Origin of the sequence: Blautia sp. DFI.3.45 (assembly GCF_020593505.1) — a bacterium.
GTDB lineage: Bacteria > Bacillota > Clostridia > Lachnospirales > Lachnospiraceae > Blautia_A > Blautia_A wexlerae.
Window position 1 is genome coordinate 79,064 of the sequence record NZ_JAJDMI010000008.1, and the last position, 12,904, is coordinate 91,967.

Below are 12,904 nucleotides of genomic sequence, written 5' to 3' on the forward strand. Positions count from 1 at the left end.
AGCGAAAAGAGTAGAAATGAGGAGCGTAACAAATGTCAAAATTTCTGAAATTTATTGTACATTTTATAGTGATATGCACCATTGTCTGTGTTGTCGGGCTGGCAGTTCCGCCGTTTTTGGGAATTACGACAGAGATTATGGATGATTCCGGCAAAGAAACGAATCTGCCCATGGGATCGGTTACTTATGCAATTCCGGTAAAGATCAAAGAGGCAGCGGTTGGTGATTCTATTCTGTATCAGACTGATTCTAAAGCATACCGTTATATGATTACGGAAATGGATAAAAAGAATCATATTTTTAAGGTGATAGATTCCAGTGACAAAGATGCAGAACCTGTTGCCGTTGAGGTGAAGGATTACATACCGAAGGTTGTGATCACAGTAGGATATGCAGGATATCTCCTTCTTGCAACAGAAAGCATAGAGGGACTTATTATTCTCGGACTTGCCGTCCTTTTCCTGGTAATTCTGTATATAGTTGCGGAACTTCTGAAAAAAGAACCGCAGGATGATTATGATGAAACAGATACAGAACCCGGATATGTTAAGAGCAAGAAGGAACTTAAGAGAGAAGAGAAGGCAAGAGAGAAGCGTTATAAAGAAGAGGAACGCCAGATTAAGAAAGAGGAAAGGGCACGCAGGAAAGGAAAGGCTCCGGAACGAAAGAAAATTAAAACAGGCGGTTTTGTGGATGAAATCTATGAAGATGAATTGGAACCTGTGAAGCCTGCGCAGCCGGAAACAATTCAGACTGCGACAAGCGAAGCCCATGAACTTCTCAGAAAAGAGATTGCAGCAGCTACGGCGGATGTACCGGTAAAGCAGGAAGAATCTGTACAGACGAAACCGGATGCAGGTGATATACATATGGAGCCTGTTTCCGGAAAGACAGAAGTAATCGTGCCTCAGGTAAAAGAGCAGCTGAAACAGATGATGAATGCTTCGGATAGAAAACCGGTAGAAGCAGAGGAAACAGAAGGAAACGCACAGGAAGAAATCAGGCGTATGGTAATTCCGACATGGTCGGCAGCACAGATTGCCGAGACAGCCAGAAGTCAGGGCGATGCGCCGGATATTGTGAGAGACGATGTTACAAAGGTTACATTATTTGATTATTCCGATATCATTGCGGATGAGAAGCCGGTCTATCCGCAGAAACAGACTGCTGAAGAATAAAATAAGAGATTGAAAAAATATGACGATGAAAAGAACGTGTTTCTTCCTATATATAATATAGAAGGAACACGTTCTTTTTACTGCAGACAATCCGATCTCCATCATATCGTGAAGTCCTGCGTCAGCAGACCTGCAGATATCGGCCTTGCCGTTCACTATTCCGTAATGTTTCTATATAATAAAGCCACTAGTACAGCAAAAATTAAGTTTCTGCTATATTGACGCAGGATGATTTCTTCAGCTGCAAGGCGGAGGAATGAGGCGTAGCGGTGGCTACGGCGATTGACGACAACGCCGCAGATGAAAAATCAGACAAGTCAATATAGCAGTTACTTAATATTCGCTGTACTGGTGTGTCGACAAGTTGATTCTTTTTTTGTTTCGACATACAAGTCCAAATTCAATAAAAAATTGTACGGAATCAAGTACAAAAAAATATCAAAAAAAGTGAAAAAAACACTTGCATTTTTCTGAGAGGTCGTGTATACTCTCAATTGTTGTGACATTGATAGCAATGAAGCGCGAGGTTGCTGCCACAGAGATGGCAGGTTTTCCGTGGAGCGAATGTCAAGTTTGAAAACTGACGACAAGTCACTGTACAAGTTCAGAAGACCATCCAGGGATGGCGTGTGTGGTAAAAAATCGAAAGACACACACGGAGATGTGTACAGTCGCCGCTTGTCGTACTGCTTGAAAAGTACGAATAGGAGGAGACTTTTTTTATGGCAAATCAGGTAATGAGAATCACATTAAAGGCTTATGATCATCAGTTAGTAGATGCATCAGCAGCAAAAATCATCGAGACTGTTAAAAAGAACGGAGCAATGGTAAGCGGACCGGTTCCACTTCCAACTAAGAAAGAGGTTGTTACAATCTTAAGAGCCGTTCATAAATACAAAGATTCCAGAGAACAGTTCGAACAGAGAACTCATAAGAGACTGATCGATATCCTTACACCAACACAGAAGACAGTAGATGCTCTGTCAAGACTGGAAATGCCAGCAGGTGTTAACATCGATATCAAGATGAAGACTAAATAATTAGTCATCAACCCCAATTTGATAATGCTCTAAGCATTAAGCTATTTACTATATGATTGCCGGTAATCGGTAATCCGCTATAAGGAGGAAGAAAGAATGAAGAAAGCTATTTTAGCTACTAAAGTCGGAATGACTCAGATCTTCAATGAAGACGGCCAGTTGATTCCGGTAACAGTTTTACAGGCTGGTCCTTGTGTCGTAACTCAGGTTAAGACAGAAGAGAACGATGGATACGAAGCAGTTCAGGTTGGATTCGGAGACATCAGAGAAAGCCTTGTTAACAAACCGGAAAAAGGACACTTTGACAAAGCTGGCGTTGCAGTAAAGAGATTCGTTAAAGAGTTCAGATTTGATAACGCTGCTGAATATACAGTAGGACAGGAAATTAAAGCTGATATCTTTGCAGACGGCGATCACATTGATGCAACAGCTGTTTCCAAAGGTAAAGGTTTCCAGGGTGCGATCAAGAGACATGGTCAGTCAAGAGGACCTATGGCTCACGGTTCCAAATACCACCGTCATGCAGGTTCCAATGGTGCTTGTTCTGATCCGAGCAAGGTATTCAAAGGAAAACACATGCCAGGTCATATGGGAAATGTTCAGGTTACTGTACAGAACCTTGAGATCGTACGCGTAGATACAGAAAATAACTTACTGTTAGTTAAAGGTGCTGTTCCAGGACCTAAGAAATCTTTGGTTACTATCAAAGAGACAGTAAAGTCCTTATAATAAGAAAGGAGGAGCACACAAATGGCAAACGTAACTGTTTATAATATGGAAGGCAACGAAGTTGGAACAATGGAACTGAATGATGCAGTATTCGGCGTAGAAGTCAATGAGCATCTTGTTCACCTTGCTGTTGTTCGTCAGCTTGCAAATAATCGCCAGGGTACTCAGAAAGCTAAAACACGTTCTGAAGTAAGCGGCGGCGGAAGAAAACCGTGGAGACAGAAAGGAACAGGTCATGCTAGACAGGGTTCCATCCGTGCACCACAGTGGACTGGCGGCGGTGTTGTATTCGCTCCGGTACCAAGAGATTATGAAGTAAAAATGAACAAGAAAGAAAGAAGAGCTGCTTTAAAATCTGCTCTGACTTCCAAAGTTCAGGACAATAAATTAGTAGTTGTTGATGCTCTTACATTAGCAGATGTTAAGACAAAGGAAATGCAGAAAGTTCTTACAAACCTGAAAGCTGAGAAAGCTCTGGTTATCACAGCAACAGATGACAAGAACGTAATCCTTTCCGCAAGAAACATCACTGATGTTCAGACTGCAACTCCAAGTACTATCAACGTATACGATGTTATGAACCACAACACCGTAATCGTAACCAAAGATGCTGTAGCATCCATCGAGGAGGTATATGCATAATGGCTGATATCAAGTACTATGACGTAATCAAGAAACCAGTGATTACAGAAAAATCTATGAATGCAATGGCTGAAAAGAAATACACTTTCTTAGTTCATCCGGAAGCAAACAAATCTCAGATTAAAGAAGCTGTAGAGAAAATGTTCGAAGGAACAAAAGTAAAGAGCGTTAACACCATGAATATGGATGGAAAGAAAAAACGCCGTGGTATGACAGTTGGAACAACTGCTAAAACCAAAAAAGCTATCGTAGCTCTGACAGAAGACAGCAAAGATATCGAAATCTTCGAAGGACTTTAATTGATAGCCCATGCGGTACGAGTGCCACTTCGGAAGCTTTGCTTCTTATGAATCCTCGGCACTCTGATTATCGCGAGTATACGCATTCAAAAGCGTGAGGACAAATTTGAAAGGAGAACAAAAATGGGAATCAAAAGTTATAACCCATATACACCGTCTAGAAGACATATGACTGGTTCCGATTTCTCAGAGATCACAAAATCTACACCAGAGAAATCTCTTACCGTGTCTTTAAAGAAAAACGCTGGACGTAACAACCAGGGTAAGATTACAGTTAGACACCGCGGAGGCGGAAGCAGAAGAAAATACAGAATCATCGACTTCAAGAGAAGAAAAGATGGAATCCCTGCAACAGTAGTTTCCATCGAGTATGATCCAAACAGAACAGCAAACATCGCTTTAATCTCTTATGTAGATGGCGAGAAAGCATATATCCTTGCACCGGAAGGCTTAAAAGTAGGTCAGAAAGTTATGAACGGAGCTGATGCAGAAGTTCGTGTTGGTAACTGCTTACCATTAGAGCTTATCCCGGTTGGTACTATGGTACACAACATTGAGCTTCATCCTGGAAAGGGCGGACAGATGGTTCGTTCTGCTGGAAACGGCGCTCAGTTAATGGCTAAAGAAGGCAAATACGCAACACTGCGTCTGCCATCTGGTGAAATGAGAATGGTTCCGATCGTATGCCGCGCATCTGTAGGCGTTGTCGGAAACGGAGATCACAACCTGATTAACATCGGTAAAGCCGGACGTAAACGTAACATGGGTATCAGACCTACTGTTCGTGGTTCCGTAATGAACCCGAATGACCATCCACATGGTGGTGGTGAAGGAAAGACCGGTATCGGTCGTCCAGGTCCATGTACTCCATGGGGAAAACCTGCTCTTGGTCTGAAGACAAGAAAGAAAAACAAACCGTCCAACAAGCTCATCGTAAGAAGACGCGATGGAAAAGCATTATCGAAATAATAAGGAGGATTAAGCATGTCTCGTTCACTGAAAAAAGGACCTTTTGCAGATGCCAGCTTACTTAAAAAAGTAGACGCATTAAACGCTGCAAATGACAAATCCGTTATCAAAACCTGGTCACGCCGTTCTACAATCTTCCCGTCCTTCGTAGGACACACAATCGCTGTCCATGACGGAAGAAAACACGTGCCGGTATATGTAACAGAAGATATGGTTGGCCACAAACTCGGTGAGTTCGTTGCAACCAGAACTTACAGAGGACACGGAAAAGACGAAAAGAAATCCGGAGTTCGCTAGTATTTGACTTTATATTCTGTCTGCTGCCCACAAGACAGCGGACAGGTTAACCTGATATTGAGAGAAAGAGGAAAGGAGGCACTTTAAAATGGCAAAGGGACATAGAAGCCAGATAAAAAGAGCCAGAAATGAGAGTAATAGAGAGACAAGACCGTCTGCAAAATTATCTTATGCAAGAATTTCTGTTCAGAAAGCCTGCTACGTGTTAGATGTAATCCGCGGTAAAGATGTGCAGACAGCACTTGGTATCTTAACATACAACCCAAGATACGCTTCCAGCGTTATCAAGAAACTTCTTGAGTCAGCAATTGCAAATGCTGAAAACAATAATGGAATGAATGCAGACAACCTCTACGTTGCAGCCTGCTATGCAGATAAAGGACCTACAATGAAGAGAATTCAGCCAAGAGCACAGGGTAGAGCTTACAGAATCGAGAAGAGAACAAGCCATATCACCATCGTGCTGGATGAAAGATAAGGAGGAAAAGCATGGGACAGAAAGTTAACCCACATGGCCTTAGAGTCGGTGTTATCAAGGATTGGGATTCAAGATGGTATGCTGATGCAGACTTCGCTGATTACCTGGTAGAAGACTACAACATCAGAACATTCCTTAAAAAGAAATTATACAGCGCAGGTGTTTCCAAGATCGAGATCGAGAGAGCATCTGACAGAGTTAAGATCATCATCTACACAGCTAAACCTGGTATCGTAATCGGTAAAGGCGGAGCTGAGATCGAAAAAGTTAAAGCTGAATTAAAGAAATTCACAGACAAGAAACTTATCGTAGATATCAAAGAAGTAAAGAGACCAGACAAAGATGCTCAGTTAGTAGCAGAGAATATCGCACTTCAGCTTGAGAACCGTATCTCTTTCAGACGTGCTATGAAATCTACAATGCAGAGAACAATGAAGGCCGGAGCTAAAGGTATCAAAACATCCGTATCCGGACGTCTTGGCGGTGCTGATATGGCTCGTACAGAGTTCTACAGCGAAGGAACTATCCCGCTTCAGACACTTCGTGCAGATATTGACTATGGATTCGCAGAAGCAGACACAACATACGGCAAAGTTGGCGTAAAAGCTTGGGTCTACAATGGCGAAGTACTTCCAACAAAAGGAACTAAGGAAGGGAGCGATAAATAATGTTAATGCCAAAAAGAGTAAAACGTCGTAAACAATTCCGTGGCTCCATGAGAGGAAAAGCCCTTAGAGGTAATAAGATCAATTATGGTGAATTCGGACTTGTTGCAACCGAACCGTGTTGGATCCGTTCCAACCAGATCGAAGCAGCCCGTGTTGCTATGACTCGTTATATCAAACGTGGTGGTCAGGTTTGGATCAAGATTTTCCCAGATAAACCAGTAACAGCGAAACCAGCAGAAACACGAATGGGTTCCGGAAAAGGTGCTCTCGAATACTGGGTAGCAGTTGTTAAGCCAGGACGTGTAATGTTCGAAATCGCAGGCGTTTCCGAGGAAATCGCTCGTGAAGCATTACGTCTTGCGATGCACAAGTTACCATGTAAATGTAAAATCGTTTCTCGTGCAGACTTAGAAGGCGGTGATAACAGTGAAAATTAATAAATTCGTGGAAGATTTAAAGGCAAAATCAGCTGCAGAATTAAATGAAGAATTAGTAGCTGCTAAAAAAGAACTTTTCAATCTGAGATTTCAGAATGCAACTAATCAATTAGAGAATACAAGCCGCATTAAAGAGGTTCGCAAGAACATTGCAAGAATCCAGACAGTAATTACTGAGCAGGCTAACGCTTCCAAATAATAGGAGGAAACTATCGTGGAAAGAAATCTGAGAAAAACCCGCGTGGGTAAGGTTGTCAGCAATAAGATGGACAAGACCATTGTAGTTGCTATTGAAGACCATGTAAAACATCCTCTTTACAAAAAGATCGTGAAGAGAACATATAAATTAAAAGCTCATGACGAAAACAATGAGTGCAATATCGGTGATACCGTAAAAGTTATGGAAACCAGACCGTTATCCAAGGATAAAAGATGGAGACTGGTTGAAATCGTAGAGAAAGTTAAATAAGGAGGAAACCAGTATGATCCAGCAGGAAACTAGACTGAAAGTTGCCGACAACACTGGTGCAAAAGAAATCCTTTGTATTCGTGTTATGGGCGGCTCTACAAGAAGATATGCAAGCATTGGCGATACAATCGTTGCTACTGTTAAAGATGCAACACCAGGCGGCGTTGTTAAAAAAGGTGACGTTGTAAAAGCTGTTGTAGTTAGAACTAAAAAAGGCGCTCGTCGTAAAGACGGATCTTACATCCGTTTCGATGAAAATGCTGCCGTAATCATTAAAGACGACTTAACTCCGAGAGGAACACGTATCTTTGGACCAGTTGCCAGAGAGCTTCGTGAAAAGAAATTCATGAAGATCGTTTCCTTAGCTCCGGAAGTATTATAGGAGGGTGCCTAATGTCAGCTATGAAAATTAAAAAAGGTGATACTGTAAAAGTTATCGCTGGTAAAGATAATGGCAAAGAGGGTAAAGTCCTTGCAGTTAACGCAAAAGACAATACCGTTGTTGTTGAGAATATCAACAAAGTTACAAAACACAGCAAACCATCTGCTGCAAATCAGCAGGGCGGAATCATTACAAAAGAAGCTCCACTGCACATCTCCAACGTTATGCTGGTTGTTGATGGACAGGCTACAAGAGTAGGATTCCAGATGGACGGCGACAAAAAAGTCCGCGTTGCTAAAAAGACCGGTAAGGTTATCGATTAATTAAGAGAGGAGGCATGACAAGTGAGTAGATTAAAAGAAATGTACAAAAATGAGATCATGGATGCCATGACCAAAAAATTTGGATACAAAAATGTTATGGAAGTGCCAAAACTCGACAAGATCGTAATCAATATGGGTGTTGGTGAAGCCAAAGAAAACGCTAAGCTTCTTGATGCTGCAATCGCAGATATGGAACTTATCACAGGACAGAAAGCAATCGCTACTAAAGCTAAAAAATCTGTCGCTAACTTTAAAATCAGAGAGGGTATGCCGATCGGTTGTAAAGTTACATTAAGAGGAGAAAAAATGTACGAGTTCGCTGATCGTCTGATCAACCTTGCACTTCCTCGTGTACGTGACTTCCGTGGTGTTAACCCGAACGCATTCGATGGTCGTGGAAACTACGCTCTGGGTATCAAAGAGCAGCTGATCTTCCCGGAAGTTGAATATGACAAAGTTGACAAAGTAAGAGGTATGGACATCATCTTCGTTACTACAGCTAAGACTGATGAAGAAGCTCGTGAATTACTGACATTATTCAATATGCCGTTTGCAAAATAATAGGAGGAACGATTCATGGCTAAAACAGCAATGAAAATCAAACAGCAGCGTAAACAGAAATTCTCCACAAGAGAATATACACGTTGCAATATTTGTGGACGTCCACATTCTGTTTTAAGAAAGTACGGAATCTGCAGAATCTGCTTCCGTGAATTAGCTTACAAGGGACAGATCCCGGGTGTTAAGAAGGCTTCCTGGTAGGAACCGGATTTAAATAAAATAAACGATCGGCTGATTTATCAGTCCGATCATATGTCCAAACGAGATTTATGATAAAACAGGTAACAATGTAAACAATTAATATATATGCACATGTAAAGTCTGAATAACAGGAGGAAACTAACATGACAATGAGCGATCCAATCGCAGATATGCTTACAAGAATCCGTAACGCAAACACTGCAAAACATGACACAGTAGATGTTCCGGCATCCAAAATGAAAACTGCAATTGCTAACATCCTTGTTGATGAAGGATATATTGCAAAATATGATTTAGTTGAAGATGGAGTTGTTAAAACTCTTCATATCACACTGAAATACGGTGAAGACAAAAACGAAAAAATCATCACTGGTTTAAAGAGAATTTCCAAACCTGGTCTTCGTATCTACGCAGGTAAGGATCAGCTTCCAAAAGTTCTTGGTGGACTTGGAATCGCAATTCTTTCTACAAACAAAGGTGTTATTACTGATAAAGAAGCTCGTAAACTTCAGGTTGGCGGCGAAGTATTAGCATTCGTTTGGTAATTTGAACCAAGATTTTTTATAGAGAACAAACTGAAAACAGAGAGGATGAAACATCCTCTCCGATAATCTAAGTAAGGAGGACAAACATATGTCACGAATTGGTAGACTTCCGGTTGCTATTCCTGCAGGCGTAGAAGTAACTGTCGCTGAAGGCAACGTAGTAACTGTAAAAGGACCAAAAGGAACTCTCGAAAGAGCACTTCCTACAGAAATGGAAATCAAAGTCGAAGATGGTCATGTAGTAGTATCCAGACCAAACGACTTAAAGAAAATGAAATCTCTTCACGGTTTAACAAGAAGCTTGATCCACAACATGGTTGTTGGTGTAAGCGAAGGCTATACAAAAGAGCTTGAAGTTAACGGTGTAGGTTATAAAGCAGCAAAACAGGGCAAAAAGCTTGTGCTTAGCCTTGGATATTCTCATCCGGTAGAAATGGAAGATCCAGACGGAATCGAAACCAAAGTAGATGGTAACAAGATTATCGTATCCGGTATCAGCAAAGAAAAAGTCGGCCAGTTTGCAGCTGAGATCAGAGACAAGAGAAGACCTGAGCCATACAAAGGTAAAGGTATTAAGTATGTTGATGAAGTTATCAGACGTAAAGTTGGTAAGACTGGTAAGAAATAATTCAGGAGGGTGAGAAAATGGTAAATAAGGCATCTAGAGCGAAAATTCGTGAGAATAAGCATAGAAGATTACGTCATCATTTAAACGGAACTGCAACAACACCACGTTTAGCAGTATTTCGTTCCAACAAGCATATTTATGCTCAGATCATTGATGACACTGTAGGAAAAACTTTAGTATCTGCTTCTACTCTTCAGAAAGAAGTAAGAGCTGAGTTAGAGAACACTGATGATGTAGCAGCTGCTGCACATTTAGGAACCGTTATTGGTAAGAAAGCTGTTGAAGCTGGCATCGAAAGCGTTGTTTTCGACAGAGGAGGCTATATCTACCACGGTAAAGTTAAAGCACTGGCAGACGCAGCAAGAGAAGCTGGGCTGAAATTCTAATAAGGAGGAGCGAAACACATGAAACGTAATCTTATTGATGCTAGTCAGTTAGAATTAGAAGATAAAGTAGTATCAATCAAGCGTGTTACCAAGGTTGTTAAAGGTGGTCGTAACTTCCGTTTCACAGCTTTAGTTGTTGTAGGTGACGGCAACGGACACGTTGGTGCAGGTTTAGGTAAAGCAGCCGAAATTCCTGAAGCGATCCGCAAAGGAAAAGAGGATGCTATTAAGAAATTAGTAACAGTAGCAAGAGACGAAAACAACTCTATTACACATGACTTCGTTGGAAAATACGGAAGTGCTGAAATGCTTCTGAAGAGAGCTCCGGAAGGTACTGGAGTTATCGCCGGCGGTCCTGCCCGTGCGGTAATCGAGTTAGCTGGTATCAAAAACATCCGTACAAAATGTATGGGATCCAGAAACAAACAGAACGTTGTTCTTGCAACAATCGAAGGCTTAAGACAGTTAAAAACTCCGGAAGAAGTTGCTAGACTTCGCGGAAAATCTGTTGATGAGATTCTGGCTTAAGGAGGAAATACAAAAATGGCAAACACATTAAAAGTTACATTAGTAAAATCTCCTATTGGTGCAGTTCCGAAACACAAAAAAACTGTTGCAGCTATGGGTCTTACAAAAATGCACAAAACAGTTGAAATGCCGGATAACGCAGCAACAAGAGGAATGATTCAGCAGGTACAGCACCTGGTAAAGGTTGAAGAAGCTTAATTGCGATTTAACCAGAGAGAATTCTGATATGGATCTGATATGAACCTGTTATTCGCAGAGAATGGCAGGAGCATACAGAAACATATTCAGACACAATACAATCTGAACTTATAGATTTGAAATAATAATAAGGAGGTGCCAACATGGAATTATCAAACTTAAGACCAGCAGAAGGTTCTAAGCACAGCGATAACTTCAGAAGAGGCCGTGGACATGGTTCTGGAAACGGTAAAACAGCCGGTAAAGGACACAAAGGACAGTTAGCTCGTTCCGGTCACAAGAAACCGGGATTTGAAGGTGGTCAGATGCCTTTATACAGACGTCTGCCTAAGAGAGGATTCAAAAACAGAAATACAAAAGAGATTATTGCAATCAACGTTGACGTACTGAACCGTTTTGAAGATGGTGCAGAAGTTACAGCAGAAAGCTTACTTGCAAGCGGTGCAATCTCCAAGATCGCTGATGGCGTTAAAATTCTTGGAAACGGTGAGCTGACAAAGAAACTTAATGTCAAAGTAAATGCTGTCAGCGAGACTGCAAAATCAAAAATTGAAGCTGCTGGTGGTACAGTAGAGGTGATCTAATGTTTGAAACTCTTAAAAATGTTTTTAGAGTGAAAGAAATGAGACGCAAGCTGTTGTATCTGATATGGATGATTTTTATCATCCGTATCGGCTGCCAGATTCCGGTACCGGGAGTTGACAGTGATTTCTTCAAACAGTGGTTCAGCAGCAATGCCGGTGATGCATTCAATTTCTTTGATGCATTTACCGGTGGTTCATTTGAAAGAATGTCAATTTTCGCATTAAACATCACACCATATATTACATCTTCCATTATCATTCAGCTTCTTACCATTGCAATTCCGGCACTGGAAGAAATGCAGAGAGATGGTGAAGAGGGAAGAAAGAAGATGACTGCGATCACACGTTATGTGACCGTAGGTCTTGCTTTATTTGAGTCAATCGCAATGGCAATCGGATTCGGACGTCAGGGTATGATTCCGAATCTGGACTTCTTTAAAGGTGTTGTAGTTGTTGCCTGCCTTACAGCCGGTTCAGCTATGCTGATGTGGCTCGGTGAGCGTATTACGGAAAAAGGCGTTGGAAATGGTATTTCCATCGTACTTACCATTAATATCATTTCCAGAGTACCAAGCGACCTGACATTACTGTATGAGAACTTTATTAAAGGAAAAACGATTGCAAAGGGTACTCTTGCAGGACTGATCATTGCAGCCGTTATTCTTCTGGTAGTAGTTCTGGTACTTATCCTTAACGGAGCAGAGAGAAGAATTCCGGTTCAGTATTCCAAGAAAATGGTTGGAAGAAAGCTGATGGGCGGTCAGTCCACCAATATTCCGCTGAAGGTTAACACCGCCGGTGTTATCCCGGTAATCTTTGCATCCTCCATTATGTCTTTCCCGGCTGTCATTGCGCAGTTAACAGGAAAAGGTAATGGTACAGGAATCGGAAGTGAGATTATTCGTGGTCTTTCTTCCAATAACTGGTGTAATCCGAAACAGCTCCAGTATACATGGGGATTGGTTCTTTACATCGTACTTTGTGTTTTCTTTGCATATTTCTATACTTCCATTACATTCAATCCTCTGGAAGTAGCAGATAATATCAAAAAGCAGGGTGGATTTATTCCGGGTATTCGTCCTGGAAAACCTACGTCAGACTATTTGACTAATATCTTAAATTATATTATATTTATAGGTGCAGTAGGTCTTATCATTGTGTGCGTGATTCCGTTCATCTTTAATGGTGTATTCGGAGCGAATGTTTCATTCGGTGGTACATCTATCATCATTATTGTTGGTGTTATCCTCGAAACTGTGAAACAGATTGAGTCACAGCTTCTCGTACGTAATTACAAAGGCTTTCTGAACAATTAAAAATGAGAGGTTGTGGTGCATGGCATCACAGCCTTGATTTGCTAAA

23 protein-coding genes are annotated in these 12,904 nt (G+C 41.4%); all 23 read left to right on the forward strand.

Annotation, left to right across the window (positions count from 1 at the left end):
* The first annotated feature begins 32 nt into the window (after positions 1-32).
* Positions 33-1,178: a hypothetical protein gene (locus LJE09_RS04790; protein WP_008707244.1), complete on the forward strand. Its 1,146-nt coding sequence runs from the start codon at positions 33-35 to the stop codon at positions 1,176-1,178.
* Positions 1,179-1,900: 722 nt separating this feature from the next.
* A complete protein-coding gene (gene rpsJ, locus LJE09_RS04795) occupies positions 1,901-2,218 on the forward strand; it encodes a 30S ribosomal protein S10 (protein ID WP_008707245.1) in 318 nt (105 codons plus the stop codon).
* A 96-nt stretch (positions 2,219-2,314) separates the two neighbouring features.
* The gene (gene rplC / locus LJE09_RS04800) at positions 2,315-2,947 is read left to right on the forward strand and encodes a 50S ribosomal protein L3 (RefSeq protein WP_008707247.1); all 633 of its coding nucleotides are present in this window, start codon (positions 2,315-2,317) and stop codon (positions 2,945-2,947) included.
* Positions 2,948-2,968: 21 nt separating this feature from the next.
* A complete protein-coding gene (gene rplD / locus LJE09_RS04805) occupies positions 2,969-3,589 on the forward strand; it encodes a 50S ribosomal protein L4 (RefSeq protein ID WP_008707249.1) in 621 nt (206 codons plus the stop codon).
* Positions 3,589-3,888 (forward strand): 50S ribosomal protein L23, encoded by a 300-nt coding sequence (rplW, locus tag LJE09_RS04810; RefSeq protein ID WP_008707251.1) that lies wholly within the window; start codon positions 3,589-3,591, stop codon positions 3,886-3,888. Before rplD ends, rplW begins: the two co-directional genes overlap by 1 nt.
* Positions 3,889-4,011: 123 nt before the next feature.
* Positions 4,012-4,857, forward strand: a complete 846-nt coding sequence (gene rplB / locus LJE09_RS04815) for a 50S ribosomal protein L2 (protein ID WP_008707253.1) — start codon at positions 4,012-4,014, stop codon at positions 4,855-4,857.
* A 15-nt stretch (positions 4,858-4,872) separates the two neighbouring features.
* Positions 4,873-5,154, forward strand: coding sequence for a 30S ribosomal protein S19 (gene rpsS, locus LJE09_RS04820; RefSeq protein WP_008707255.1), 282 nt, complete (start codon positions 4,873-4,875; stop codon positions 5,152-5,154).
* 88 nt (positions 5,155-5,242) lie between these two features.
* Positions 5,243-5,632 (forward strand): 50S ribosomal protein L22, encoded by a 390-nt coding sequence (gene rplV, locus LJE09_RS04825; RefSeq protein ID WP_008707257.1) that lies wholly within the window; start codon positions 5,243-5,245, stop codon positions 5,630-5,632.
* Positions 5,633-5,643: 11 nt separating this feature from the next.
* Positions 5,644-6,300: a 30S ribosomal protein S3 gene (gene rpsC, locus LJE09_RS04830; protein ID WP_008707259.1), complete on the forward strand. Its 657-nt coding sequence runs from the start codon at positions 5,644-5,646 to the stop codon at positions 6,298-6,300.
* The gene (gene rplP / locus LJE09_RS04835) at positions 6,300-6,737 is read left to right on the forward strand and encodes a 50S ribosomal protein L16 (protein WP_008707261.1); all 438 of its coding nucleotides are present in this window, start codon (positions 6,300-6,302) and stop codon (positions 6,735-6,737) included. Before rpsC ends, rplP begins: the two co-directional genes overlap by 1 nt.
* A complete protein-coding gene (gene rpmC, locus LJE09_RS04840; RefSeq protein ID WP_020994114.1) occupies positions 6,727-6,936 on the forward strand; it encodes a 50S ribosomal protein L29 in 210 nt (69 codons plus the stop codon). Before rplP ends, rpmC begins: the two co-directional genes overlap by 11 nt.
* A 15-nt stretch (positions 6,937-6,951) precedes the next feature.
* Positions 6,952-7,206, forward strand: coding sequence for a 30S ribosomal protein S17 (rpsQ, locus tag LJE09_RS04845; RefSeq protein WP_008707264.1), 255 nt, complete (start codon positions 6,952-6,954; stop codon positions 7,204-7,206).
* 13 nt (positions 7,207-7,219) lie between these two features.
* Complete coding sequence (gene rplN / locus LJE09_RS04850) at positions 7,220-7,588, forward strand: 50S ribosomal protein L14 (RefSeq protein WP_008707265.1); 369 nt, start codon at positions 7,220-7,222, stop codon at positions 7,586-7,588.
* An 11-nt stretch (positions 7,589-7,599) separates the two neighbouring features.
* A complete protein-coding gene (gene rplX, locus LJE09_RS04855; protein ID WP_008707266.1) occupies positions 7,600-7,911 on the forward strand; it encodes a 50S ribosomal protein L24 in 312 nt (103 codons plus the stop codon).
* A gap of 21 nt (positions 7,912-7,932) precedes the next feature.
* On the forward strand, positions 7,933-8,472 hold the full coding sequence (gene rplE / locus LJE09_RS04860; RefSeq protein ID WP_008707267.1) for a 50S ribosomal protein L5: 540 nt from the start codon (positions 7,933-7,935) through the stop codon (positions 8,470-8,472).
* A gap of 15 nt (positions 8,473-8,487) precedes the next feature.
* Positions 8,488-8,673 carry a type Z 30S ribosomal protein S14 gene (locus LJE09_RS04865; protein ID WP_008707268.1) on the forward strand — a complete coding sequence of 62 codons (186 nt, stop codon included), beginning with the start codon at positions 8,488-8,490 and terminating at the stop codon, positions 8,671-8,673.
* 143 nt (positions 8,674-8,816) lie between these two features.
* A complete protein-coding gene (gene rpsH / locus LJE09_RS04870; RefSeq protein ID WP_008707269.1) occupies positions 8,817-9,218 on the forward strand; it encodes a 30S ribosomal protein S8 in 402 nt (133 codons plus the stop codon).
* An 88-nt stretch (positions 9,219-9,306) separates the two neighbouring features.
* Positions 9,307-9,846, forward strand: a complete 540-nt coding sequence (rplF, locus tag LJE09_RS04875; protein WP_025579624.1) for a 50S ribosomal protein L6 — start codon at positions 9,307-9,309, stop codon at positions 9,844-9,846.
* 17 nt (positions 9,847-9,863) lie between these two features.
* The gene (gene rplR, locus LJE09_RS04880; RefSeq protein ID WP_008707271.1) at positions 9,864-10,232 is read left to right on the forward strand and encodes a 50S ribosomal protein L18; all 369 of its coding nucleotides are present in this window, start codon (positions 9,864-9,866) and stop codon (positions 10,230-10,232) included.
* A gap of 18 nt (positions 10,233-10,250) precedes the next feature.
* Entirely contained in the window at positions 10,251-10,760 is a 510-nt protein-coding gene (gene rpsE, locus LJE09_RS04885) for a 30S ribosomal protein S5 (RefSeq protein ID WP_008707272.1), read from the forward strand.
* A 15-nt stretch (positions 10,761-10,775) separates the two neighbouring features.
* Positions 10,776-10,958, forward strand: a complete 183-nt coding sequence (rpmD, locus tag LJE09_RS04890; protein ID WP_008707273.1) for a 50S ribosomal protein L30 — start codon at positions 10,776-10,778, stop codon at positions 10,956-10,958.
* 143 nt (positions 10,959-11,101) lie between these two features.
* Positions 11,102-11,542: a 50S ribosomal protein L15 gene (gene rplO / locus LJE09_RS04895; protein WP_008707274.1), complete on the forward strand. Its 441-nt coding sequence runs from the start codon at positions 11,102-11,104 to the stop codon at positions 11,540-11,542.
* On the forward strand, positions 11,542-12,858 hold the full coding sequence (secY, locus tag LJE09_RS04900) for a preprotein translocase subunit SecY (protein WP_008707275.1): 1,317 nt from the start codon (positions 11,542-11,544) through the stop codon (positions 12,856-12,858). The genes rplO and secY overlap by 1 nt, the downstream gene beginning before the upstream one ends.
* Positions 12,859-12,904: the final 46 nt, after the last annotated feature.